22 protein-coding genes and 2 riboswitches are annotated in these 25,132 nt (G+C 67.4%); of the genes, 11 read left to right on the top strand and 11 right to left on the bottom strand.

The window, feature by feature from the left end; translation table 11 throughout:
• Positions 1 to 102 precede the first annotated feature (102 nt).
• The 4 genes from E5206_RS04430 (at position 103) to E5206_RS04415 (ending at position 4,611) form a co-directional block, all read left to right on the top strand.
• Positions 103 to 2,415, top strand: coding sequence for an FdhF/YdeP family oxidoreductase (locus E5206_RS04430; protein WP_136321430.1), 2,313 nt, complete (start codon positions 103 to 105; stop codon positions 2,413 to 2,415).
• Between the two features lie 159 nt (positions 2,416 to 2,574).
• Positions 2,575 to 2,688: riboswitch (SAM riboswitch) on the top strand.
• Between the two features lie 13 nt (positions 2,689 to 2,701).
• Complete coding sequence (locus E5206_RS04425; protein ID WP_136321429.1) at positions 2,702 to 2,995, top strand: DUF1737 domain-containing protein; 294 nt, start codon at positions 2,702 to 2,704, stop codon at positions 2,993 to 2,995.
• A complete protein-coding gene (locus tag E5206_RS04420) occupies positions 2,992 to 3,402 on the top strand; it encodes a rhodanese-like domain-containing protein (RefSeq protein ID WP_136321428.1) in 411 nt (136 codons plus the stop codon). Before E5206_RS04425 ends, E5206_RS04420 begins: the two co-directional genes overlap by 4 nt.
• Positions 3,403 to 4,611 (top strand): O-succinylhomoserine sulfhydrylase, encoded by a 1,209-nt coding sequence (locus tag E5206_RS04415; RefSeq protein ID WP_136321427.1) that lies wholly within the window; start codon positions 3,403 to 3,405, stop codon positions 4,609 to 4,611.
• A 10-nt stretch (positions 4,612 to 4,621) separates the two neighbouring features.
• Here E5206_RS04415 and E5206_RS04410 read toward each other — a convergent pair whose 3' ends face one another.
• The 5 genes from E5206_RS04410 to E5206_RS04390 all read right to left on the bottom strand — a co-directional run bounded on the left by E5206_RS04410 (position 4,622) and on the right by E5206_RS04390 (position 10,614).
• A complete protein-coding gene (locus E5206_RS04410) occupies positions 4,622 to 5,743 on the bottom strand; it encodes a glutamate--cysteine ligase (RefSeq protein WP_136321426.1) in 1,122 nt (373 codons plus the stop codon).
• A gap of 115 nt (positions 5,744 to 5,858) precedes the next feature.
• Positions 5,859 to 7,382: a UDP-N-acetylglucosamine 1-carboxyvinyltransferase gene (locus E5206_RS04405; protein WP_136321425.1), complete on the bottom strand. Its 1,524-nt coding sequence runs from the start codon at positions 7,380 to 7,382 to the stop codon at positions 5,859 to 5,861.
• A gap of 130 nt (positions 7,383 to 7,512) precedes the next feature.
• Positions 7,513 to 8,316, bottom strand: a complete 804-nt coding sequence (locus tag E5206_RS04400; protein ID WP_136321424.1) for an energy-coupling factor transporter transmembrane component T — start codon at positions 8,314 to 8,316, stop codon at positions 7,513 to 7,515.
• On the bottom strand, positions 8,313 to 9,926 hold the full coding sequence (locus tag E5206_RS04395; RefSeq protein WP_136321423.1) for an ABC transporter ATP-binding protein: 1,614 nt from the start codon (positions 9,924 to 9,926) through the stop codon (positions 8,313 to 8,315). Before E5206_RS04395 ends, E5206_RS04400 begins: the two co-directional genes overlap by 4 nt.
• Positions 9,927 to 9,981: 55 nt before the next feature.
• The gene (locus E5206_RS04390) at positions 9,982 to 10,614 is read right to left on the bottom strand and encodes an ECF transporter S component (RefSeq protein ID WP_136321422.1); all 633 of its coding nucleotides are present in this window, start codon (positions 10,612 to 10,614) and stop codon (positions 9,982 to 9,984) included.
• A 67-nt stretch (positions 10,615 to 10,681) separates the two neighbouring features.
• Positions 10,682 to 10,825, bottom strand: a riboswitch (TPP riboswitch).
• A 139-nt stretch (positions 10,826 to 10,964) separates the two neighbouring features.
• Between E5206_RS04390 and E5206_RS04385 the strand changes: the two genes are divergently transcribed.
• Positions 10,965 to 11,228, top strand: coding sequence for a DUF4235 domain-containing protein (locus E5206_RS04385; protein WP_136321421.1), 264 nt, complete (start codon positions 10,965 to 10,967; stop codon positions 11,226 to 11,228).
• 36 nt (positions 11,229 to 11,264) lie between these two features.
• Here the strand turns inward: E5206_RS04385 and mnhG are convergent, their stop codons facing one another.
• The 6 genes from mnhG to E5206_RS04355 are packed head-to-tail and all read right to left on the bottom strand — an operon-like array spanning position 11,265 to position 17,693.
• The gene (mnhG, locus tag E5206_RS04380; protein ID WP_136323957.1) at positions 11,265 to 11,660 is read right to left on the bottom strand and encodes a monovalent cation/H(+) antiporter subunit G; all 396 of its coding nucleotides are present in this window, start codon (positions 11,658 to 11,660) and stop codon (positions 11,265 to 11,267) included.
• 19 nt (positions 11,661 to 11,679) lie between these two features.
• A complete protein-coding gene (locus tag E5206_RS04375) occupies positions 11,680 to 11,958 on the bottom strand; it encodes a monovalent cation/H+ antiporter complex subunit F (RefSeq protein ID WP_136321420.1) in 279 nt (92 codons plus the stop codon).
• Positions 11,955 to 12,500 carry a Na+/H+ antiporter subunit E gene (locus tag E5206_RS04370; protein ID WP_136321419.1) on the bottom strand — a complete coding sequence of 182 codons (546 nt, stop codon included), beginning with the start codon at positions 12,498 to 12,500 and terminating at the stop codon, positions 11,955 to 11,957. Before E5206_RS04370 ends, E5206_RS04375 begins: the two co-directional genes overlap by 4 nt.
• Positions 12,497 to 14,113: a Na+/H+ antiporter subunit D gene (locus E5206_RS04365; protein WP_136321418.1), complete on the bottom strand. Its 1,617-nt coding sequence runs from the start codon at positions 14,111 to 14,113 to the stop codon at positions 12,497 to 12,499. Before E5206_RS04365 ends, E5206_RS04370 begins: the two co-directional genes overlap by 4 nt.
• A complete protein-coding gene (locus E5206_RS04360; RefSeq protein ID WP_136321417.1) occupies positions 14,110 to 14,688 on the bottom strand; it encodes a Na(+)/H(+) antiporter subunit C in 579 nt (192 codons plus the stop codon). Before E5206_RS04360 ends, E5206_RS04365 begins: the two co-directional genes overlap by 4 nt.
• A complete protein-coding gene (locus E5206_RS04355) occupies positions 14,685 to 17,693 on the bottom strand; it encodes a Na+/H+ antiporter subunit A (RefSeq protein ID WP_136321416.1) in 3,009 nt (1,002 codons plus the stop codon). The genes E5206_RS04360 and E5206_RS04355 overlap by 4 nt, the downstream gene beginning before the upstream one ends.
• A gap of 185 nt (positions 17,694 to 17,878) precedes the next feature.
• On the opposite strand from E5206_RS04355, the gene E5206_RS04350 reads away from it, so the two are divergent.
• The 6 genes from E5206_RS04350 to E5206_RS04325 all read left to right on the top strand — a co-directional run bounded on the left by E5206_RS04350 (position 17,879) and on the right by E5206_RS04325 (position 24,675).
• On the top strand, positions 17,879 to 19,282 hold the full coding sequence (locus tag E5206_RS04350; RefSeq protein WP_136321415.1) for an MFS transporter: 1,404 nt from the start codon (positions 17,879 to 17,881) through the stop codon (positions 19,280 to 19,282).
• Positions 19,283 to 19,321: 39 nt separating this feature from the next.
• On the top strand, positions 19,322 to 19,804 hold the full coding sequence (locus E5206_RS04345; protein ID WP_136321414.1) for a cation:proton antiporter regulatory subunit: 483 nt from the start codon (positions 19,322 to 19,324) through the stop codon (positions 19,802 to 19,804).
• A gap of 5 nt (positions 19,805 to 19,809) precedes the next feature.
• Complete coding sequence (locus E5206_RS04340; protein ID WP_136321413.1) at positions 19,810 to 20,997, top strand: cation:proton antiporter; 1,188 nt, start codon at positions 19,810 to 19,812, stop codon at positions 20,995 to 20,997.
• A 212-nt stretch (positions 20,998 to 21,209) separates the two neighbouring features.
• Positions 21,210 to 22,109, top strand: a complete 900-nt coding sequence (locus tag E5206_RS04335; protein ID WP_136321412.1) for a helix-turn-helix domain-containing protein — start codon at positions 21,210 to 21,212, stop codon at positions 22,107 to 22,109.
• Between the two features lie 105 nt (positions 22,110 to 22,214).
• The gene (locus tag E5206_RS04330; RefSeq protein WP_205760003.1) at positions 22,215 to 24,125 is read left to right on the top strand and encodes an NADH:flavin oxidoreductase; all 1,911 of its coding nucleotides are present in this window, start codon (positions 22,215 to 22,217) and stop codon (positions 24,123 to 24,125) included.
• 13 nt (positions 24,126 to 24,138) lie between these two features.
• Entirely contained in the window at positions 24,139 to 24,675 is a 537-nt protein-coding gene (locus E5206_RS04325; RefSeq protein WP_136321411.1) for a VOC family protein, read from the top strand.
• Positions 24,676 to 25,132 lie beyond the last annotated feature (457 nt).

Below are 25,132 nucleotides of genomic sequence, written 5' to 3'. Positions count from 1 at the left end.
TGGGCCGTAGGTGACCCCGCGTCGGGTGATTTAAGCGCGTCATCCCGCAAGAGCGTCCCCGTAGTCCCACAAGCCCGAACCGGTAAGGAACCCACCTTGAAAATGACCCGTCCTGCGCCTGCCGAAGACATCAACGAAGATGACCTCGAAGTCCGTGCACCCAAAAAAGGCGCTGCCGGCGTCAAAGCGGTGACGGTGGCGCTGGACCGGGGACTGGCCCAGGCCGGTGTCGCCCGGACGGTGCGCTCGATGCTCCGCGTCAATCAGCACAACGGTTTCGATTGCCCGGGATGTGCCTGGCCGGAGTCCATCACGGGCAAGCGGAGCCGTGCGGAGTTCTGCGAGAACGGCGCCAAGGCCATCGCGGAGGAGAACACCACCCGGACCGTGACTCCGGAGTTCTGGGCTGCCCATTCCATTGCGGAGCTGGAGACCAGGACCGACCACTGGCTGGGCAACCAGGGGCGCATCACCGAGCCTGTCGTGATCCGGCCCGGGGACACCCATTACTCCCCCATCAGCTGGGCAGATGCCTTCGACCTGGCCGCCGGGCACATCCGCGCGACCACCCCGGACCGCTGCGTCTTCTACACCTCGGGACGGACGGCGAACGAGACCGCCTTCATGTTCCAGCTGTTCGCCCGCAGCGTGGGCACCAACAACCTGCCTGACTGCTCGAACATGTGCCACGAATCCTCCGGCTCCGCCATGAACCCGACCATCGGCATCGGCAAGGGAACGGTCTCCCTGGAAGACATCCACGACGCCGAGCTGGTGTTCGTGGTAGGGCAGAACCCCGGCACTAACCACCCCCGGATGCTTTCGGCCCTGAAGGACTGCAAGAACAACGGCGGCAAGGTCGTGGGCGTCAATCCACTGCCCGAGGCCGGGCTCATGAACTTCAAGGACCCGCAGTCGCTCACCGGCGTGGTGGGGCACGGAACGACCATCGCCGACGAATACCTCCAGATCAAGGTCGGCGGCGACCTGGCCCTGTTCCAGGCCCTGGGCCATCTCCTGCTGGAGGCCGAGAAAGAGAATCCGGGCACCGTGGTGGACCACGCGTTCATCCAGGCACAGACCGAAGGATTCGAAGCCTATGTGACCGCGCGCAGCACCGTTGACTGGGCCGAGACGAAGAAGGCCACCGGCCTGGGCAGGGACGAAATCACCCGGATCGCCGGCATGATGGCGGCTTCCAAGGCCACCATCATCTGCTGGGCGCTGGGACTGACGCAGCAGCCGCACTCGGTGGACACGCTCCGGGAGATCATCAACCTGCTGCTGCTGCAGGGAAACTTCGGCAAACGCGGTGCCGGGGCCTGCCCCGTGCGCGGGCATTCGAACGTCCAGGGTGACCGCACCATGGGCATCTGGGAGAAACCCAAGGAAGCGCTCCTGGCCGCCCTGGACCAGGAGTTCGGGATCAGCACACCACGGGAGCACGGCTACGATTCAACGGAAGCCCTGCAGGCCTTCGAGCAGGACCAGGTGGACGTCTTCGTGGCCATGGGCGGCAATTTCGCGGCGGCGAACTCGGACACGGGACCGCTTGAAGCCGGAATGAAACGTGCCGGGCTGACGGTGCACATCTCCACCAAGCCCAACCGTTCGCATGCCGTCCACGGCCGGACGTCCCTCATCCTCCCCACGCTTGGCCGGACCGACACCGATGACAAGCACCCGGGAGGGCGGCAGTTCCTGTCCGTGGAGGATTCGATGTCCGTGGTCCACTCCACGCAGGGCCGCCTGCAGCCGGTCTCCGGGCACCTGCTCAGCGAACCGGTGATCATCGCCCGGCTGGCACAGGCCACCCTAGGGGATGACCACGCGGTTAACTGGCGGGCCATGGCCGAGGACTACGACGTCATCAGGGACCACATCTCACGCGTCATCCCCGGATTCGAGGACTTCAACGCCCGCATCAGGAACAAGAACGGCTTCGTGCTGCCCAACCCGCCCCGGGACACCCGGACGTTCGCCACCGCCACCGGCAAGGCCGGCTTCACCGTCAGCCCGCTGGAATACCTGGCACCCCCGGCCGGGCACCTCATCCTCCAGACCATCCGCAGCCACGACCAGTACAACACCACCATCTACGGGCTCGACGACCGTTACCGGGGCATCTCGGAAGGCCGCCGCGTCATCCTGGTCCATGAGGACGACCTTCAAGACCTGGGCTTCAAGGACCGGGACCTGGTCGATGTCATCTCCACCTTCCGCGGCGCCGACGGCCACTCCAGCGAACGACGCGCGGACAAGTTCCGCCTGGTGGCCTACCCAACCGCCAAGGGCTGCGCTGCCGCCTACTTCCCGGAGGCAAATGCGCTGGTCCACCGGGAACTCGTCGCACGCGAATCCAACACCCCCGGGTTCAAAGCCATGACCATCCGCTTCGTGCCGCACGCTGCTTGATTCCCCTTCCCTGCAACTTCTCTGCAACGCGGGGTCACCTACGGCCCGTCCCGAGGGGCGGGATGGGCCGTAGGTGACCCCGCGTTGCGTGGCGGCCCGTTACTCAACATGACGACGACGACGGTGTTGGCCGGCGTCGGAAGTGTTACGTTTTTGGGGAGTAATGAGACCCGGCGCCAAGCCCTGACTGGCCGGTCGGCAACCCTCCCTTTCGCGGCGGGGTGCCTCAGGTGAATACTCGGCATATCGATATTCGAGCTGCAAGCGTGAAAGAAGGAGATCCGTCGTGCCTGACGCGTCCACCCAAGCGGCACCGTCCGCCGCCCCTGCCCCTGAAGAAAAGCTGGCCTACCGCCTGTTCACCGGTCCCGATGACCGCGCCTTCTGCGAGCGGGTATCGGCAGCCCTCGCCGAGGGTTATGTGCTCCATGGAAGCCCCGCCGCCACGTTCAACGGCAGCAGCGTCATCGTCGCCCAGGCAGTCGTGCTGCCGGCAGCGATTGCCAGTGCGGACGCCGCCGTCGCCAGCGCGGTGGATGACCTGGAAAACGAAGAGTTCGATGGCGAGGGCCACGCATGAGCTACGCCGGAGACCTCACACCTCAGGATGCCTGGGCCAAGCTCGAGGCAGGGGCCATCCTCGTCGATGTCCGCACCGAGGGGGAATGGGCCCACATCGGTATTCCCGACACTAAGGCGACGGAGAACGATCCGCTGTTCATCCAGTGGAACCTCGCCGGCGGGATTCCCAATGCGCAGTTCGTTGAGCAACTGAAGCAGCAGGCTCCGGAGGACTCCAGTACCGAACTGGTGTTCCTCTGCCGGTCAGGCGCCCGCTCCATCGCCGCCGCAATCGCCGCCACCGCGGCCGGCTTCACCGCCTACAACGTCCTTGAGGGCTTCGAAGGCGAGACGGACCAGCACGGCGAGCGGACCGTCAACGGCTGGAAGAACCGCGGGCTGCCCACCAACCTCGGAAAGCACTAAATGACCTTCAACCCCGACGCCGCCGGCTGGAGCCCCGAGACCCAGGCCGTCCGGGGCGGACTCGACCGCACCGGCTTCCAGGAAACCACCGAGCCGATCTTCCTCAACTCCGGTTTCGTCTACGAATCCGCCGCAGCCGCCGAGCGTGCCTTCACCGGCGAGGACGAGCGCTTCGTCTACTCCCGCTATGGCAACCCCTCGGTCGCCACCTTCCAGGAGCGCCTCCGGCTGCTCGAAGGCACCGAGGCCTGCTTTGCGACGGCGTCCGGGATGTCCGCCGTCTTCACCGCCCTCGGCGCGCTGCTGGGGGCCGGCGACCGCGTGGTCGCCGCCCGCTCGCTGTTCGGCTCCTGCTTCGTGATACTCAACGAGATCCTGCCGCGCTGGGGCGTGGAGACGGTCTTCGTGGACGGCCCGGACCTGGAGCAGTGGCGCTCGGCGTTGTCCGAGCCGGCGACGGCGGTCTTCTTCGAGTCGCCCTCGAACCCGATGCAGGAAATCGTGGACATCGCCGCGGTGAGCGCACTGGCCCACGCCGCGGGGGCGACGGTCGTCGTCGACAATGTCTTCGCCACTCCCCTGCTGCAGCGCTGCGGGGATCTCGGCGCGGACGTGGTGGTCTACTCCGGCACCAAGCACATCGACGGCCAGGGCAGGGTGCTCGGCGGCGCGATCCTGGGCACCAGGGAATTCATCGACGGTCCGGTCAAGCAGCTCATGCGCCACACCGGCCCGGCGCTCTCAGCCTTCAACGCGTGGGTGCTGACCAAGGGCCTGGAAACCATGGCCCTGCGGGTGAACCACTCCTCTGCGTCGGCCCTGCGGCTGGCCGGATGGCTCGAGGAGCAGCCCGCCGTCAATGCGGTGTTGTACCCGCTGCTGCCGTCCCATCCCCAGCATGAACTGGCCGCGAAGCAGATGAGGGCCGGCGGCACAGTGCTGACGTTCGAGCTCTCACCGTCAGCCGGACGCTCCGCGAAAGAGGCCGCCTTCGCGCTGCTGGACGCACTGCGGATCATTGACATCTCCAACAACCTGGGCGATTCGAAATCCCTCATCACGCACCCCGCCACGACGACCCACCGCGCCATGGGGCCGGAAGGCCGGGCGGCAATCGGGCTCAGTGACGGCGTCGTGCGGCTCTCGGTGGGCCTGGAAGACGTCGACGACCTGATCAGCGATCTGGGACAGGCGCTAAAGCAGATCTGACAGCGCTGATTTAACCCTGCGATGGCACTTCCGTCGGCTCTTCCGTCGTTACGCGGACGGCGTGACCAACGGCGCCGCAGAGTCCGGCTTCCCGGAACGACCGGCGCAGCTCCTGCGAACCGGTCCCCTGCGCCAGGATCCGGTGGACGCCCGCGCGCACCAGTCCCAGCTCACTCTGCTCCGCGAGCACGGGGGCCACGAAGTCCACCAGGGCTTCGACCACCTCCCGGGCAGGTGCAGGTCGGAAGCTGCCGAAATCCAGCAGCTGTTCCTGCAGCCCGCAGTTGCTGGCCTGCCAGGCGGCCATCCGCAGCAGCACGGTCGGCACCGGGGCAGGGTCCACGCCGTCACGCCATTCCCGGCTCGCCGATTCCACGAGCGCCCGTACCAGCACAGCGATCAGCGCCGCGTCTTCGGCCCGAAGGCAGACGTCGGCAACCCTGACTTCCACGGTGGGATGGTTGCGGGACAGCCGCGCATCGAAGTAAACCATCCCTTCGTCGAACAGCACGCCGCTCTCCAGGAGCCGGGCGACCACCCGCCGGTAAACCGGCAGGCCGCCGAAGATCATCGAGGGCCCCGACCCTGGCCACCGGTTCCATGCCTGCGTACGGTAGCTCTCGAAACCCGTCTCGCGGCCATTCCAGAAGGGGGAATTGGCGCTGAGCGCAATCAGCACGGCCAGCTTGTCGCGGATCCGGTCCATGACAGCCACACCTTCCTCGGGCGACTCCACGAGCGTGTGGACGTGCAGGCCACAGGTCAGCTGGTCGAGGACGGTGAGCCCGAAGCGTTCCTGCATGGTTCCGTAGCGGGGGTTGGGCGTCGTGTGGCTGTCGGCCGCCAGCGGGGAGGTGGCCAGGGCTGCCACGCGGGCGCCGTGCTGCCGTGCCGCCTGGTCCGCGAGGGCCCTACCCCGCCGGATTTCGTGCAGCAAGCCTGTATGGTCCAGGCACGGCACCGTCTGGGTTTCAATCTGTTCAAGCTTAAGTTCGAAACTGAAGCCGGCGGCCTCGTGGCCGGTGACCTTCCCCGGGTTCAGGCGGGACATCAGGGCGCCGGCGAGCGCCATCGGGGAACCCGTCCCCGGGTCCACAATCAGCAGCTCTTCCTCAACGCCGAAAGTGCGCATGCATCCATTGTGCGCGGGAGGGGAGGGAACGCGCCACAACGCGGGGTCATCTACGGCCCATTTGCCGCCGCCGCATGGGCGCGATGTGACCCCGCGTTGCTTGAACCGGGGGCGGTCAGTCCTGGAAGTACTCGATCTTCGCCCCGATGGTGTTGAGCCGTTCGGCCAGGTCCTCGTAGCCGCGTTCGATCACGTAGATGTTGCGCAGTTGCGAGACCCCGCGGGCAGCGAGCATCGCCAGCAGCAGGCAGGCTGCCGGGCGGAGGGCCGGCGGGCAACCCACTTCCGCCGCACGCCATTTGGTGGGCCCGTTGACGTAGATCCGGTGCGGATCAAGCAGCTGCACCTGGGCGCCGAGCTTGTTCAGCTCGGTCAGGTAGATGGCGCGGTTGTCGTAGACCCAGTCGTGGATCATCGTCTGGCCCTGGGCGTTGGCGGCGATGACCGCGAAGAACGGCAGGTTATCGATGTTCAGGCCGGGGAACGGCATGGGGTGGATCTTGTCCTCCGGCGCGCGCAGTTCCGAGGGCCTCGTGGTGACGTCCACCAGCCGGGTGCGGCCGTTGCGGGCCAGGTACTCCCCGGACACCTCGAGCCGCTGGCCCATCTGCTCCAGCGTGGCGAGTTCGATTTCCATGAACTCGATCGGGACGCGGCGGATGGTGACTTCCGAGTTCGTCACGATGCCGGCGGTGATGAGGCTCATCGCCTCGATCGGGTCCTCGGACGGGAAATATTCGATGTCGACGTCGATCGACGGGCGGCCGGTGATCTTCAGCGTGGTGGTGCCCACGCCCGCGATCTCCACGCCGAGCATCTGCAGGTAGAAGCAGAGATCCTGCACCATGTAGTTGGGGCTGGCGTTGCGGATGATGGTGCTGCCCCGGCGGTGGGCTGCGGCCATGATGGCGTTCTCGGTGACGGTGTCGCCGCGTTCGCTGAGCACGAAGGAGCGGTCGTGACCGTCCGACGGCGGCGCCTGGACCGCGTAGAACCCGGACTTCGCCTCCACGCTGAGGCCAAACTGGCGCAGCGCCTGCATGTGCGGCTGCACGGTGCGGGTGCCGAGATCACAGCCGCCGGCGTACGGCAGCCGGTATTCGCTGGATTCGTCCAGCAGGGGGCCCAGCAGCATGATGACGCTGCGGGTCCGGCGGGCCGCCTCCACGTCCATCGAGTCCAGGTCCAGGACCGCGGGGCGGCGGATCTGGAGATCGTTTGCGTTGAGCCAGGTGCATTCGACGCCGATGCTGGTCAGCACCTCGACAATCCGGTTGACCTCTTCGATCCGGGCAAGGCGGCGCAGCGTGGTGGTTCCGCGGTTGATCAGGCTGGCACACAGCAGGGCCACCCCGGCGTTCTTGCTGCTGTTGACGTCCACGGCACCGGAGAGGGTACGGCCGCCTTCCACCCGCAGGTGGGTCATCTGCGGCCGGCCGACCTTGACGATGGTCCGGCCGACGATTGTCTCGAGCCGCTGGATCATTTTCAGGCTCAGGTTCTGCTTGCCCTGCTCCATCCGGGCAATGGCGCTCTGGCTGGTTCCCAGCTCCGCGGCGAGCTGTCCCTGGGTCCAGCCCCTGTCTCCACGGGCATCGCGGAGCAGCAGGCCAACATGTTCAGCAGTCTGTGGAGTCATCCAAGGAAAATATCACAGATGAGTTATTCACCCCTGGTATTCCCGCCGGGGTGCCGTTAATCTCACAGGAATACCCGCTCCGTGCGATAAACGGACGGTCATCGGGCAGTCGGCGGCCGATCAGCGGCTGTTACTGCCTCGTGATGAAGACAAGGTTCCAGGTGCCGGCACCCAGGGCCGCCGCGACGGCGGCCGCGGCGATGCCCAGTCCGCCCAGCAGCACCCAGAGATCGAGGCTGCTGAACGTCGAGGGCCGCGCCCAGGTCCGCTGCGCCCCGCCGAAGCCGCGCGCTTCCATGGTCACGGCGAGCCGGGAGGCACGCCGGATGGCTTGTACCAGGAGCCCGAAGCTCTGCCCCAGGGTGGCCCGCAGCCGCTGGTACGGGTTGCCGTGCGAGCCCACGCCGCGGGCCCGCCGGGCCATGCCGATGGTCTGCCATTCCTCGGCCATGAGCCCCACGAGACGCATCGCAGCGAGGGTCCCCAGGACAAAGCGGTGCGGCAGTTTCGCGTTCTGGGCCAGCGCGTCGGCAAGATCCGTCGGGTCCGTGCAGCTCATCAGCAGTACCGCGGGCAGCGCGATGGCGAGCCCGCGGAGCATGAAGCCGAGCCCCAGCTGCAGGGAGCCGGCGCTGATGGACCAGATGCCGGCGTCGAGCAGAATGTTCCCGGTGTCCGGCGCCAGGATGGCGGTGCTCCAGCCGCCCAGCGCCGCCGCCAGGATCAGCGGCCAGCCGCGCTTCCACAGCAGCGGCAGGCTCAGCCCGGCGAGCGGGAAGAGCAGCAGTTCGCAGGCCAGCGCCACCGATGCCGAGACCCAGTCGATGGACAGGGCCAGAACGAGGGTGATGAGTACGACGGCGGTGAACTTGGCCAGCGGATTGGCGCGGGTCAGCAGCGCATGGTTGCCGCCCAGGCTCAGGACCTCCCTCATGGCGCCACCACCTTGCCCGGTCCCCGGCGCCCCGGTGCTTGGCGTTCGGGAGCGGCCAGGCTGAGCTGGGTGCCGCCCAGGACGGCGGTGAATTCCTCGTCATGCGTCACGGAGACGACGGCGGTGCCGGCGTCGAGGAGCTCGGAGAGGAAGGACGCCAGTTCGGCCCAGGTGTTCGCGTCCTGCCCGAAGGTCGGTTCGTCCAGGACCAGGACCTGGGGGTGGGCTGCGAGCACGGTGGCCACCGAGAGGCGCCGTTTCTCGCCGCCGGAGAGCGTGTAGGGGTTGGCGTCCACCAGTTCGGTCAGCCGCAGCCGTTCCAGCAGCTCGTCCACGCGCTCTTCGCCGCGGCCGAGGTGGCGGGGGCCGAACATCAGCTCATCGAGCACCCGGCCGGTGACGAACTGGTGCTCGGGTTCCTGGAACACGGTTCCTATCCTGGCGATCAGCTGCTCGGCCTTCCATTTGTAGGGATCGAGGCCGGCCCCGGCGCTGAGCGCCAGGGTGGCGGACACCGCGCCGGAGACCGGCGCGAGCAGGCCGGCCAGGGTCAGGGCGAAGGTGGATTTCCCCGAACCGTTCGGACCGGTGATGGTCAGCGCCTCCCCGGCCCGGACCTGGGCCGTGATGCCGGACTGGACCGGACGTGGGGGGATGGCGCGGAAGCCCCCGCGCAGGCCGGCCCGGCGCGGCCGTTCGCGGGACACGGCAAGCTCTTCCGCGGCCAGCAGGAGCGTGCCGGCGTCGGAGGAAACGCCGGAACGGCCGGCAGTGCCGCGTCCCCGGGTCTGCGGCACATGTCCCGGCACCCAGACGCCGGCGGAAATGAGCATGTCCCGTGCCTGCACCAGGACCTGGTCCGGTGGTCCATCGATCAGCACCGCGGGCTCCGTGGGGGATCCGGGCTGCAGCACCACGATCCGGTCCACGAGGTCTTTCCACACGGCAACCCGGTGCTCCACGACCACCAGGGTGGCCCCGGTCTTGTCCAGGCAGCGGCCCACGGCGTCGCGGACCTCCAGGACGCCGGCCGGGTCCAGGTTGGCGGTGGGTTCGTCGAGCAGGAGCAGGCCCGGACGCATCGCCAGGATGCCGGCGAGCGCGAGGCGTTGCTTCTGGCCGCCGGAGAGGGCCGCCGTCGGATGGTCCAGAGGCAGCCGGGCCAGCCCGACGTCGTCGAGTGCTTCCTGGACCCGCCGCCAGATTTCCGCCGGCGGCACAGAGAGATTTTCCGCCCCGAACGCGACGTCGTCGCCGAGCCGCGACAGCACCACCTGGGTCTCCGGGTCCTGCTGGACCAGACCGGCCCGGCCGCGCTGTGCGCGCGGCGGGGCGCCGTCGACCAGGAGGCTTCCGGTTTCGTCGGAGTCCTCGGCACCGCCCGGGGAGCCGGCAGCGCCGGCGCCGGAGGTGCTGTCGCCTAGTACCCCCGCCAGGGCATGGAGCAGGGTGGACTTGCCGGCGCCGGAAGGACCCAGGAGCAGTACCCGTTCGCCGGGTCGGATGTCCAGGTCCAGCCCGTTGACCGCGGGGCGGGGCCGGCCGGCGTGCCGCCAGCCCCAGCCGCGGGCCGTGATGGCCGCCGGGCGGACGCCGTCGGAGGGTGTCATGGGTCGATATCCGTTGTCACGAGGGGAACAGTCAGTAGGGCAGCAGTCGCAGCCGTCAGGAGTAGACGGGCTCCGTGGCAGCCTTCCGGGAGGCGAAGGAGCTCAGCACCCCCGTCCTGGCCAGGCCTCGGGTGGCGAGCCAGGACAGGGCGCCGGCGATTACGGCGCCGGAGATCGCGGTGAAGATGATGTACGCGAGCTTGTCGCCGGCGGCGTAGGCGATGTTCCAGCCCCACGGCAGGAAGGAATCGTTCAGGCCGCAGAACAGGCCCGCGCCGGCGCCGGCCAGCAGGGACACCGGCAGGTTGAACTTCCTGTACACGAGCGCGGCGAACACCAGTTCCGCTCCGAGGCCCTGGAGGACACCGGAAATCAGCACCGTGGTGCCGTACTGGGAGCCCATGATCAGCTCACCGGTGGCTGCCACGGTTTCACAGAACAGCGCGGCACCCGGCTTGCGGACGATCAGCATGCCCAGGACCGCCGGGATCATCCAGCCGCCGGCGTAGAGCCCGGTCAGGGGCGGGTAGAGCGCGTTGACCGGTGCGGAAATCAGGTTGGCGCCCTGATCCCAGGCCCAGAAAATCACGCCGCCGGCAACCGCGATCAACGCGGCCACTACGATGTCCACAACACGCCAGCTGTAGCCGCGTCCGGGAAGTGTCAGCTTTGCAGAAATACCAGTCATGTCGTCCTCCTGAGGAACAGGAGGGGAGAGTGCTCCGGCGGGCCGCGGCTTCCGCCGCCGCACCGGTCACTCTGAGAACTCGACTCCCTTGCGCCGGTACTAACCGGATCAGGTTCGAGGGTCTGCGGCTGTCCGCACTCTCAGCGCCCACCTGTGGTTCCCCTGGATTTCTCCAGTGGGGCCCGACGGCGGCGCTCCCCTGTCGTCTTAAAATCACGTCGTATTAAAATCGCCCTTGTGGGCGTTGCTCAGTTTACACCCTGGAGGCCTGATTTCAGCCGGTCTGGACGGTCCGGCCGGGGAGGCTAGGCTAGGGGAAGCCCTCTTTCCTCCCGCAAGGAGTCCGAAGAATGAACATCTTCATCAAACTACTCGGCACCGGCATCAGCCTCCTCGCCGGCTTTGTCGGCACCAAGCTCGTGGACACCGTCTGGGAAAAGTCCACCGGCAACAAGCCGCCCAAGGGTCACGACGACGACGTTCCCACGACGTTGCGCTCCGCCCTGACGTTCGCGCTGATCTCGGCATCTGTCAGCGCCGTCATCCAGGTCCTCGCCAACCGCGGCACCCAGCGCGCGATCACCCGCTTCGCCAAGACCCAGGACCTGGTCTAAGCGCATCGTCTGACCGGACCCGGCCACCACCGCCCGTCAGCGCTCTTCCGCCACCGGCCCGGCATCGTCGGTAAAACCGCTCTTGCCGGCTGCCTGCTGCACCACGGCCTCCAGCTCGTCGGTGCTCAGCAGCTCCGGGCGCAGGTGCTTGGTGCGGTAGCCGGCGCGGCCCACCATGTGGGCGGACACCGGGACGGTGAGCAGTTGGAAGATCCAGGCCACCACCAGCACCGGCCAGACCCACCAGGTGCGCAGCTGCAGTCCCACCGCGGCGAGCAGCAGGAACAGCCCGAGCACCTGGGGCTTGGTGGCGGCGTGCATCCTGCTCATCAGGTCGGGGAAGCGCAGCAGTCCGATGGCTGCGGCGAGGGACATCAGGGCGCCGACCACCATGAAGACTGCCGAGACCGCGTCGATCAGGGCGTCGGTCATGGTGCCGGCGGCGAGCGTTTCAGGATTCACGGACGTTCTCCCGCCGGTCTGCCACGAACCGCGCCACGGTGACCGAGCCGACGAATCCGATGATGGAGATCGCCACCAGCAGCATCAGGTTGTTGAGGTGCCGGTTCACGGCCATGTCGATGCACAGCGCCGCCCCGACAATCGCCAGCAGCACATCCGCGGCGAGCACCCGGTCCAGCAGCGAGGGTCCCCTCGCGATCCGGATGATCGCTCCCGCCGCGGCCAGGGTCAGCACGACGGCGGTTACGGTCAGGACAAGCTGCATCATGGGCCCACCTCCTGGTTGAGTGCGGTTAGTTCGTCCTTGGTCCCCATGATGCGGATCAGCCCGGCCTCGGTGTCCCGCACCTCCTTACGGAGCCTGGCCGCGTCACCGGCGTTGCGGACGTTGATGCCATGGATGTATAGCGTGGACGTGGAGCGGTCCACCTCCACCACCAGGGAGCCCGGAATCAGCGAAATCACATGCCCGGTGGCTGTCACCAGCAGATCGGAGTGGCTGCGCAGCGGGACGGCGACGACGGCGCTGACCACCCGGGGCCCGCGGGCCACGGCCAGGAACAGGACCTGGCAGCTCGCTGCCACCACCTTGGCCAGGAAGACGACGGCAAAGGGGATGGCGCGCAGCACGTTGAAGCGACCGCCGAGCTCCACCGGGGGCAGGTAGAACAGCCGGGCCACCACCACCGCGATGAGGGCGCCGAAAAGCAGGTTGCCGGCGCTGAAGTCCTGCCAGAGGGCGCCCCAGACGATCACCAGCCAGATCAGCAGGGGCAGTTCCTGGCGCAGCGAGATGCGTTTGCGGCTCATTTCCCGCCGCCCTGCGCCGGCCCCGGCTGGGCGATCGGCGGCACCGGCGCGTCCTCGCCGAGCACCGCCTGGATGTAGGAGGACCTGTCCAGCATCTCCTGTGCCGACTGGTCCGCCACCCGGAACAGCGGCCCGGCGAAGACCGTCAGCGCCACACCGAAGATCACCAGGCCAAGGGTGGACCCCACCATGGCCCGCGGCAGCAAGGTGACGTTGGTCCGGCCCGCCCGGTTGCCGGTGGCAGAATCCCCGGGAGCGGCGAGCAGCACCGGATCCGGATGTTCCGCATCTTCGGGCTTGCGCCAGAACGCGCGGTTCCAGACCCTGGCGACGGCCAGCAGGGTCAGCAGGCTGGTCAGCACTCCCCCGATCACCAGCGCATAGGCCAGCGGCGTACCGAGTTGAACCCCGGCCTGCAGCAACCCGAGCTTGCCCAGGAAACCGGAGAACGGCGGAATCCCGGCCAGGTTCATGGCCGGGACGAAGAACAGCACCGCCAGCACCGGGGACAGCTTGGCGAGCCCGGCCACGCGGTCCATCGACGAGCTGCCGCCGCGGCGTTCAATCAGGCCGGCCACCATGAACAGACTCGTCTGGATGGTGATGTGGTGGGCCACGTAGAAGACCGCGGCGCCCAGCCCGGCCACCGTGGACATCGCCAGCCCGAACACCATGTAGCCGATGTGGCTGACGAGGGTGAAGGACAGGAGCCGCTTGATGTCGCTCTGGGCCAGGGCGCCGAGGATTCCCACCACCATGGTCAACAGCGCCGCGACCATCAGCGCGGCGTTGAGCGTGTCCCCCGGGAAGAGCAGCGTCTCCGTGCGGACCATCGCGTAGACGCCCACCTTGGTCAGCAGGCCGGCGAACACCGCCGTGACCGGCGCGGGGGCGGTCGGGTAGGAGTCCGGAAGCCAGAAGGACAGCGGGAACACGGCGGCCTTGATGCCGAAGGCGACCAGCAGCATGACATGCAGCAGGGTCTGCGTGCCCTGGTCCAGGCCCGCCAGCTTGATCGCGAGGTCGGCCATGTTGATGGTTCCGGTGGCCCCGTAGACCATGGCGATCGCGATCAGGAACAGCACCGAAGACACCACCGAGACCACCACGTAGGTCACGCCGGCGCGGATGCGGGGACCGGTGCCGCCGAGCGTCATCAGCACATAGCTCGCGGTCAGGAGGATCTCGAATCCCACATAAAGGTTGAACAGGTCGCCGGAGAGGAAGGCGTTGGACACCCCGGCCACGAGGATCAGGTAGGTGGGGTGGAAAATCGACACCGGCGCATCCCGGTCGCCGTCGGCCATGCCCTGCCCGGTGGCGTACACCAGCACGGCGAGGCTCACGGCCGAGGACACCACCAGCATCAGTGAGGAGAACTGGTCCACCACCATTACGATGCCCCACGGAGGAAGCCAGCCGCCAATGTTCACCGCCGCTGTGCCGCCCTCCCAGACGGAGGCGAGCAGCCAGCACTCGAGCAGCAGCGTCAGGGACAGCAGCCCGATGCTGACGGCCCGCTGGGCCCGCGAGTACCGGATCAGCAGGAAGGTCAGGGCTGCGCCCACGATGGGAAGTACGACGGCGAGCGGGGCAAGACTGGCGATGTTCACGCTCCGTCTCCTTCCGGGTGTTGGGTCACGTTCCGGGAACCGGGCTGTTCTTCCGCCGCGGCGATCTCGGCCTTGATCATGCGGTCGCCCGCCAGCACGCCGGCGGTGCTGGCTCCGGCGGGCGTGTTTGAGATCCCGGTTCCGTCCGAACCGATCATGGTCAGCGGGAATTCCGAGGTTTCCATCGGAACCACGGAGTCGTCCTCCGCGTCGAAACTCGGCGTCTCCGCCACGCGGCGGTCCTCGGCGTCGTCCTGGATTTCATCCTGGCGGCCCAGGACCCAGGTGCGGTAGATGATGCCCAGCATGAACGCCGTGACGGCGAAGGAGATCACGATCGACGTCAGGATCAGTGCCTGCGGCAGCGGATCGTTGTAGGCCCGCGGGTCCGTGTCCTTGCCGAAAATCGGTGCCAGCCCTGCGTAGCCTCCGGTGGCGAGGATCAGCAGGTTGGTGGCGTTGGCCAGCAGCATGAGGCCCAGCAGGACCCGGGTGAGGCTGCGCTCCAGGATCAGGTAGATGCCGCAGGCATACAGGGCTCCCATGACCATCAGCAGGGTCAGGTTGACGCTCATGCTTTCCCCCTGGCCGTGGCTTCGGCCGGAATTCCGCCGGCTTCCTGGTCTTCCTGCGGCTCCGCCGGATGTTCCTCGAAGTGCTCGTCGATCTCCGCCCCCAGGCTGCGCAGCACATCGATGACCAGGCCGACGACGACGAAGTACACCCCGATGTCGAAGAGGGTCGAGGTGACGAACTTGATGTCACCGAAGACGGGCAGCCACAGCTCGACGATGGCGCTTTGGAACACCTGGCCGCCCAGCAGCAGCGGCATCACCCCGGAGGCCGCCGCCGTGGCGAGGCCGATCCCCAGCATGGTTCCGGCCCTGACCGGGGTGGCTTCCCGCAGCTCGAAGCGGCCGCCGGCGAGGTACCGGATGGTCAGGGCGAGTCCCGCGGTAAGACCGCCGGCAAAACCTCCGCCGGGCAGGTTGTGCCCGGCCAGGAGCAGGTAGAGGGAGAAGACGATGATGGAGTGGAAGATGAGCCGGGTGACGACTTCGAAGATGATCGAGCGGCGTTCCGGCGCCAGGGTCCGCCCGGCCACAAGCCAGGCGTCGCGGCTGGCGGCGGCGAACCGGCGGCTCATGGCCAGCGCGGCGTCGTCGCGGGTGTTTCCCCGGACGTGGTTCCGCCGGCCTACGGTTCCTTCGGGCACGGTCGAGGATGCCCGGATGCGGTCGCCGCGGCCGCGGACGAAGATGAGGCTGGCAACGCCGGTGGCCGCCAGGGCCAGCACGGAGATCTCGCCGAAGGTGTCCCAGGCGCGGATATCCACCAGGGTGACGTTGACGATGTTCAGCCCCCCGCCGCCCTCGTAGGCCAGCCTCGGGAACTCAAGCGACACCGGCACCGCCACCCGGGCCCCGAGGGCGTAGATCGCCACGAAGACCATAGTGATCCCGAAGGCCGCGCCGATGATGACCCTGATGACCCGGTATTTTCCCCCGGTGCGGTCCCGCAGCTCGGCGGGGAGGCTTCGCATGGCCAGGACAAAGGCCACCAGGATGATGGTCTCGACCAGCATCTGGGTCAGCGCGAGGTCCGGCGCGCCCTGCAGGGCGAACATCAGGGCAATGCCGTAGCCGGTGACGGAGACCATCAGCACCGCCAGGAAGCGCTTGTTGGCGCGTACGGCGGCGAGCGCGGAGATGACGATCCCGGCGCCTGCCACGAGCTGCAGGGGGGAGTTGGGGTCGATGAAGTACAGGCCGCCGGGCAGCGGCTTGTTGGCGAGGACCAGCGCCGTGAGCGGCAGCACGAAGGCCACGGTGAGGATGACGGAGAGATAGAAGAACAGCGAACCGCGCTGCGTCCGGCCGGTCACCCAGACCGCCGCGTCGTCGAGGGCGCCGATGGTCCACTGGTACACGCGGTCACCGTCGATCCAGCCCGGGACCACGCCCTGCAGCCGGGAAATAGCGTCACGTCCGTAGAACATGGCCACGCCGAGCGCGAAGGTGAGGACGGTCAGCCCCAGCGCCGGGGTGAAGCCGTGCCACAGCGAGAGCTGACCGGCCGCACCGGACGCGGATCCGCCGTCGTGGGCTGCGCCGTCGGCAAAGAGCGCCGCGTACGGCTGGATCCAGCCGTCGACGGCGGCCGGCCACAGCCCGTAGAGAACCGTCAGGACGCTCAGGATGGCCGGGGCGGCGAGGAACGCCGGTTTGATCGGCTGGAACAGGGTTTTTTCGACGCCGGGTTTCAGCGCGAAGGCGCCCCACATAAAACGGGCGCTGTAGGCGAAGGTCAGGATGGAGCCCAGGACCAGCCCGGCGAGGATCATCAAGCCTGCCGGCGAGCCGGCGCCGTAGTGGACGAATGCCTCGAACACGGATTCCTTGGCGACAAAGCCGGCCAGCGGCGGAACGCCAGCCATCGACGCCGCACCGATCCCGGCCACCACCGCCAGCGCCCGGGCGGAGCCGTAGACGCCGGAGAGCTGGCGGATGTCGCGGGTTCCGGCCTGGTGGTCGATGATGCCCACTACCAGGAAGAGGGCGGCCTTGAAGAGACCATGCGCCAGGAGCAGGGCCAGGCCGGCGAGCGCCGCATCCGGGGTGCCGAGTCCCACCACCATGGTCAGGAAGCCCAGCTGGCTCACGGTGCCGTAAGCCAGGATGAGTTTGATATCCGTCTGGCGCAGCGCCCGGTACCCGCCCACCAGCATCGTGGCCAGGCCCAGTCCCAGCACCACCGGCAGCCAGTACGGGGTTTCCGCGAACCCCGGGGCGAGCCGCGCCACCAGGTAAATGCCGGCCTTCACCATGGCGGCGGCGTGCAGGTAGGCGCTCACGGGCGTGGGCGCCGCCATGGCACCGGGCAGCCAGAAATGGAACGGAACCAGGGCGGATTTGGAGATCGCACCGATCAGGACAAGGACGACGGCGGCGTCCACGGCTCCCGATGCCGGCCCCGTGGCCAGCTGGGGTGCCAGCGTAAGGATGGTCGAGATCCGGTAGGTCCCGGCGGCGGATCCCAGCATGATCAGGCCCACCAGCATGGCCAGGCCGCCGGCGGTGGTCACCATAAGCGCCTGGAGCGCGGAGCGGCGGGCAGCCAGCCGGGTGCGTGCGTAGCCGATCAGCAGGTAGGACAGCAGGGTGGTCAGTTCCCAGAAGATGAACATCAGAAGCAGGTCATCGGCCGTGACCAGGCCGAACATCACCCCGGCGAAGGCCAGCAATTGGGCGCCGAAACCGCCCAGGTAGTCGTCCTTGTCCTTGAAGTACCGGGCGCAGTAGACGAGCACCAGCGCGCCCACGCCCAGGACCAGCAGCGACATGACCCAGGCCAGGGCGTCCATCCGGAAGGCGAGCTCGAGCTTGAGGTCGGGAATCCACGGCAGCACCTCGGACGTGTATCCGGCGTCCGAATAGACCGGCCCCTGTTGCAGGAGCAGCCAAAGGAAGGAGCCGCCCGGAACCACCGCGAGCGCGTAGAACGCATTCCTGCCGAACTTCCGGAAGAGGAACGGCGCCACAGCAGCCACCGCAAAGTGCGCGGCAAGGACTGTGATCACTGGTATCTCCGCAACGTCTGGAATTCGATTGGCAAAAAGTTGGGGCTGGCGGTTATTCGTTAGGTTCGGTGCGGACAGTTTACCAAGCGTGCACAAATTCTTTTCCTAACGGCTCCGCACGGCGGCTCGTGCTGGCGGCGTTGCCGTTCATCCGGCGTCCGCAGTGGACGGCTACCATTGCGGCTATGAACTCCGCTGCGGCTCCCGGGGCCATCCGCCCGTCCCCTGAACTGGAATCCGGGAGCGGCGTCTCCCACAAGGGACGGATCCTTGCCTGGGCCGCCTGGGACTGGGGTTCCGCGGCCTTCAACGCCGTCATGACCACCTTTGTCTTCACCGTGTACCTGACTTCCAGGGCCTTCGGCGGCGAGGACCAGGCCTCGGCGGTCTTGGGCGTCGCGCTGGCGATCGGCGGCGCGGCCATCGCGCTGCTGGCGCCGGTCACGGGCCAGCGCTCGGACACCGGCGGCCGGCGCAAGCTGTGGCTGGGCGTCAACACCGCCGCCGTCGCGATCCTGACCGGCCTGTGCTTTTTTGTCTTCCCGCGGCCGGAATTCCTGCTCCTCGGCGTGACGCTTATTGCCCTGGGCAATGTGTTCTTCGAATTCGCCGGCGTGAACTACAACGCCATGCTGGCACAGATCTCCACCACCGGGAACATCGGCAAAGTCAGCGGATTCGGCTGGGGCATGGGCTATCTCGGCGGCATCGTGGCACTGCTGATCGTGCTTCAACTGTTCGTCCAGCCCAGCTTCGACTGGTTCGGCGCATCCACCCGGGACAGCCTCAACATCCGGCTCGTGGCCGTGTTCTCCGCCCTCTGGTTCTTCGTCTTCGCCCTGCCGGTCCTGTTCGCCGTGCCGGAAGTCCCCAGGGCCACGAAGGGCGCGGGCCTGGGCTTCGTGGCGTCCTACGGCCTGCTGATCCGCCGCATCAAGGCGATCTACCGGACGAGCCCGCACACCATCTTCTTCCTGCTCGCGAGCGCCATCTTCCGGGACGGGCTGGCCGCGGTGTTCACCTTCGGCGGGATCATCGCCGCCGGCACCTTCGGCTTTGAACTGAAGGACGTCATCTTCTTCGCCATCTTCGGCAACATTGTGGCAGCGGCCGGGGCTATTGCCGGCGGCTTCCTGGACGACCGGATCGGGCCGAAGGCTGTCATCATCGGTTCCCTGATCGGGCTCCTGACCGCGGGCACCGCCATCCTGGTCCTCGGCAGCGGCAACTATGTCATCCTGGGCCGGGACTGGGCCGGCGCCACGACCTTCTGGGTGTTCGGGCTGTTCCTGTGCCTCTTCGTGGGGCCGGCACAGTCGTCCTCGCGCGCCTACCTCGCACGGCTCGCCCCGCACGGCGAATCCGGGGAGCTCTTCGGCCTCTACGCCACCACGGGCCGGGCCGTCAGCTTCCTCGCCCCGGCGCTGTTCACCCTGTGCATCGCCATCGCATCCCCGCTCGTGGCTGCCGGCGAGGCCCAGCGCTGGGGCATCCTCGGCATCATGGTGGTGCTGCTGGCCGGGCTGCTGTTATTGCTGCCGGTCAAGCCGCCAGGCAAGGCGGACATCGCCGTCGTCCCGGACGCCTGAGGCCGGACGAAACGCCGGTCCGCGCACTAGGCTGGAACCATGAACGTGGATGAGACAGACCTCCCCGGCCTTGGCCGGCGCAAGGACTTCATGACCGCTTCGGGGCGCCGGATCGGCGTCGTCGAGTACCGTGAAGGCCAGACTGAACTGATCGTCTCGACCTGGGACGATCCGGACACCTGCCAGGCGTCCATCCCGCTGACCGCTGATGAGGCCGCCGCCCTCGGCAACCTGCTGGGCGGCCAGCGCCTGGCCATGCAACTCTCCGAAGCACACCGGGAAGTCCCGGGAATCGTCACCCGCCAGTTCTCCATCGGCGCGGAATCCCCGTTCCATGACAGGCCCATGGGAGACGCCTGCATCCGCACCCGCAGCGGCGTCTCCATCGTGGCCATCATGCGCGAAGGCGAGGTGCTGCCCTCCCCCGGGCCCGACGTCGTCCTCCACCCCGGTGATCTCCTCGTCGCCGTAGGAACGCAAGAAGGCCTGGACACGGCAGCGCGCATCCTGCGCAACGGCTGAACGGGATGGATCCGCTGGCACTGACCCTGATCGAACTGGGGGCCGTCGTGTTCTGCCTCGGCCTGCTGGCGAGATTGGCCGGGCGGATCGGAATGTCCCCCATCCCGCTGTACCTTGTCGGCGGCTTGTTTTTCGGGGCGGGAGGCCTGGTCAAACTCGAAGGCATGCACGAGTTTGCACATCTCTCCAGCGAGATCGGCGTGATCCTCCTGCTGCTTATGCTCGGCTTGGAATATACGGCGGCCGAGCTCGTGACGGGCCTGCGGCGCTCCTGGCAGGCCGGCGTCCTTGACCTGGTCCTGAACTTCCTCCCCGGCGCCGGGCTGGCAGTGATACTGGGCTGGGGGCTCGTGGGAGCCATGGTGATGGGCGGCGTCACCTACATTTCGTCCTCCGGCATCGCGGCCAAGGTCATTACCGACCTCGGCCGGATCGGCAACCGTGAAACACCCACGATCCTGTCGATCCTGGTCTTCGAGGACCTGGCAATGGCCGTCTACCTGCCGATCCTGACAGCCACCCTGGCCGGAGTCAGCTTCGTGATGGGCCTGCAGACGGTAGGGATTTCCCTCGCCGTCGTCAGCTTCGTCCTCGTGGTGGCCCTGCGCCACGGCCACCATGTCTCCAAAGCGGTGCACAGCGAAAACTCCGAGGTGTTCCTGCTCAACCTGCTGGGCGCGGCGCTGCTCGTGGCCGGGCTGGCTGCCGCCATGCAGGTTTCGGCGGCCGTGGGCGCCTTTATGCTCGGCATCGCCATTTCCGGCGCGACGGCGCACAATGCCACGCGCATCCTCGAACCGCTGCGGGATCTCTTCGCGGCGATCTTCTTTGTGGTCTTCGGGCTGAACACCAATCCCTCGACCATACCGCCGGTCCTCGGCTGGGCCCTGCTGCTGGCGGTCCTGACGGCGGCCACCAAGATGATCACGGGAATCTGGGCGGCGAAGCGTGCGGGGATCGGTGTGCCGGGCCGGTTCCGGGCCGGCGCGGCACTGATCGCCCGCGGCGAGTTCTCGATCGTCATCGCAGGCCTTGCCGTCGCCTCCGGCGTGGTGCCCCAGGACCTGGCGGCGCTGGCCACCGCGTACGTGCTGATCATGGCCATCATGGGTCCGCTGGCGGCACGCTTTGTGGAACCGCTCGTGAAGATGCTGCGGCGTCCCGTGAAACGGCCGGCGGTCCTGCACCCCTGAGGTCACGGTCGCGCGATGGACCCGTTCGAGGCGCTTCACTACCTTTCGCGGCCCCGGTGTCCACCGAAGAGCGGGTGCCGCCCCTCGCACCTATATTCCCTATATCGGGTATCGGGCTAGAATTTGTAAGCCTGTGCGATCGGACCGCAGCAACGTTGCTGGGGAGCCGAAGGCGGAGGGATGTTCCAGTTCTCGATGGACGGAGGCCTCATATGGCGTCGGAAGACGTTGTCAGCAACGAGATGGTTGTGGATTTCGCGACCAGCCATCTGCCGTGGAGTCTGGACGTCAGGCGCGAGGCCGAGCTCCGCCACGAGACCCGGACGCTCGGAGAGTTCTGGGCAGTCGGCTGCACGCTGGGTGGGATGGTCGGGCGGCGCGGTTCCACCGAACTCCGTCGGACCGACGGCGAGTATCTGGCCGTATTGCTCGTGCGGCAGGGCACCGAGGTCTTCTCCCAGCACGACAGGAAGGCCCTTGTGGGCGGAGGAACGGCCGTGCTCTGGGACGGGCTCCGGCCGGCTGAATGCTACAGCACCGGTCATCTGGACAAGATCACTTTCTTCCTGCCGCGGGAGCTCGCCAGGGAGGCCTTGCCCCGCTTCGAGTCAATCGTTGGGATACCGTTGCCTTCCTCCCCCAGTCTTCGCCTGTTGTACTCCTGGCTTGAAACGTCGATAGGCGCCGATTACCTGGACGACGGCGCGGCTTCCACAGCCGGGCGTGTGGCCGTCGATCTGCTGACGTCCGCGATCGGGGCGTCGTCGAATTTTGTCCTCGACACGAAGTCGATCCGGCTGATGGAGGTGCGCGCCTTCATCGACTCCAACCTGAACGACAACGCACTGAGCGTCGGGGACATCGCCCGTGCGAATGCGGTGTCAATCAGGTATCTGCACCTGCTGTTCCAGGGTGCTGGCGAGACGTGCGGGCAGTACCTGTCGCGCCGGCGACTTGAGGTAGCACAGCGTCTGCTGACGACGCAGTCGGACATGGCGATCACCGATGTCGCGCTTCGTTGCGGCTTCGCCAGCCCCTCATCGTTCAGCCGGGCATACCGGTCCGCCTACGGGCTCGCACCGAGGGATACACGGCTGCGCCTGCCGTCCTGAGAACTCTGCACCGCAGGCCAACTATTCTGCACCCGAGGGCATGCGCGGGAACTGTCGAGCCTCCATTGTTGATGAGATGACCGTCACAACACGAGGAGATCAACGATGACTACTCAACCCTCCGCCGAAGCCGTCCAGACCAGGCAGGGCATCGAGATGTCCCGGCCCCACCCTGCGCTGTTCCAGACTGGCCAGATCGGCCGGATGACCCTGCGGAACCGCTTCGTCCAATCCCCGATCTTCACCCAGTACGCGGGCACGTTCGGCGATGTCAGTGACCGCATGATCGAGTACTTTCGGGCCAGGGCCCGGGGTGGCGTCGGCCTGATCATCACCGAGAACACTTCTGTCGACTGGATGGTCGGCCGCACCGTGGGCCATCCCATCCGGATTGACCATGACCGGTTCCGTTCGGGCCTGGCAGCCCTGACCGAGGCGGTGCACAACGAGGGCGCCAAGATCGCCGTCCAACTACACCACACCGGCCGTCAGAATTCGCAGGGCAACACCGAACGGAACGAACCACCGATAGCCCCGACAGCGGGCATCACCAGCGCATTCGGAACGCCTCCGCGTGCCATCGAACTGGCCGAGATCCCCGGTCTGATCGACATGTACGCGCAGGGCGCACGGCGTGCAGTCCAGTCCGGGTTCGACGCGGTGGAGCTCCACGGTGCCCACGGGTACCTGCTGGGGCAGTTCCTCTCACCGAAGACCAACAAGCGCACCGATGAGTACGGCGGTTCCCTGGAGAACCGCGCGCGCTTCGCCCTCGAGGTAGTCAAAGCCGTCCGGGACATTGTTGGCCCGGACTTCCCGGTCATGTACCGCCTGAGCGTGGAGGAGCCGTACGAGGGCGGACTCCCGCTGGAGGAAGGCCTCGCGTTCTGCCAGATGCTGGAGCCGTATGTGGATGCCCTGGACGTCTCGGCTGGAAATTACGACACTGCGGACGTCCTCCTGCCCATGTACCCGCCCGGCAACCTTGTGCATTACGCCAAGGCGGTGAAGGAACGCGTGTCGGTGCCGGTGATCGCTGTCGGCCGGCTGACCTGGCTGCTCGACGAGATGGACGAGGCCGTCGCGGCAGGCGAGCTGGACTTCGTCGCCCTGGGCCGGGCCCAGCTCGCCGATCCCGACGCCGTGGCCAAGACCCGCCGCGGCGACGGCGCCCACGTGCGCCGCTGCATCGCCGTCAACGAGTGCATCTCACGCTGGATGTTCAACGGCCAGCGCACCCAGTGCGTCATCAACCCGGCCCTCTCGCAAGAGGCGCGCGCAAAGGAAGCCCTGCGCCGGGCGGACGTCACAAAGCGGGTGCTCATCGTCGGGGCAGGGCCCGCCGGCTGCGAGGCGGCCATCGTCGCCGCCGAGCGCGGCCACGATGTCACGCTCATCGAACGGGAGCCGGAGCTCGGCGGCCAGTTGCGCGCGTGGTCGGCGGCCAGCTTCCTGAACACCGAGATGACCAACATGATCAACTTCTACCGAGTCGAGCTCGAGCGCCTCGGTGTCGATGTGCGGCTCGGCGTCGAAGCCACCCAGGACGACCTCGATGGCCACGACTCCGTCCTGCTGGCCACCGGCACGCTCACCGACGGGCTGCCCGAAGGCGCCATCGACGCCGTCGACATGCTCTCCACCGGCAACCTTCCCGACGGCGGGCACGTCACCGTGCACGGCGACACCGAGATTGCGATGTTCGCCGCGCTCTGGCTCGCGGAGCAGGGCCGCGGCGTCACGCTCAGCTCGCCGTCCGACGACGTGGGGCTGGACACCAACGACATGCAGCGCGCCCGTCTCGCCCAGCTGCTGACCGCCGCCGGTGTCGAGACGATCACGGGGCAGCCCGCCCCGGACGGCGGGGTCGTGGTGTGGGCCCAGGAGCGCATCGCCAGCGACGTGCTCGCGGATAAAGTCGACGACGAAAAAATCCACGCGGTCGGCACGCGGGCGCGTGGCGGCCGGATGTATGAGGCCACCCAGTCCGGATTCTGGGCAGCGGCAGAGATCTAAGGGAAGAAAATCAATGACAATCCGCGCAATTGAACACGTCGGCATCACCGTGCCCGACCTCGAGCAGGCCACCACGTTCTTCACCAAAGCCTTTGGTGCCGAGACTCTCTACGACATGCTCGACGAGCCATTGGCCGGACCTGCGGTCGAGTCGGGACTGGGCATACCACCGGGGGCAACTATCGAATCGATCCGGATGATGCGTCTTGGTGAAGGGCCGAACCTCGAACTCTTCGTGTACTCCGGGACAACGCAGCGTGACCCCGTGGTCCCCAGCGACTACGGCCTTCAACACTTCTGCATCTACGTCGACGACATCGACAAGGCCGCCAGCCAACTTGAGGAGGCCGGCGGAACGCTGCTGAGCCAGCCGAACGACCTACCGGGAGGGGACGCCGGAGCCGGCAACCGTTACCTCTACGCCCGAACTCCGTGGGGCAGCACGATCGAGCTCGTCACCTACCCATCGACGCAGGCCTACGAGGCCGGTACGCAGCTTCGTCGGTGGCGTCCCCGCGCGGCGGCAGATCACTCTCAGCAGGAACTATGACCGTCGTCTGACCCAGTTCCGCGAGCAGTACCCGGTGACCCGGACGAACAGATGCCCTTTGCCTTGGAATCATGAGGTTTGCCAACAACCCCAGGACCAGGCGGAGGGCATCTGTTCCGTGGCAACTCTTCGCAGGCCAGCCCTGTCCGCATCCGGGTGGGAGCTACGCGACGTGCTCCACTGCTGTCGAATTCCGTGTGGCCTTCCGCGAAGCAGGGACAGACGTGGATTCCCGCCACACGACTCCTACGGGAAGCTTGACGGCCGGCCGGCGAGCTTCGGGCCAGGGCCGTCAGGCCCTTCCTGCGCTTCTCGTCCGGCCAGGATCCCTCAGGGACGCCAGGGCAGACGCGGTTGGACAGCACCACCGCTTCTGCGCCTTCCAAGTCCAGCCTTGGCCGGAATGCCTACCTCGCTGACCCCGACAGCGTTCGGATCGAACTGCTCGGCAGGCCCG

The organism is Arthrobacter sp. PAMC25564, assembly GCF_004798705.1.
Lineage (GTDB): Bacteria > Actinomycetota > Actinomycetes > Actinomycetales > Micrococcaceae > Arthrobacter.
The sequence above is the reverse complement of the archived record's forward strand: the minus strand, read 5'-3'. Positions and strand labels throughout refer to the sequence as shown.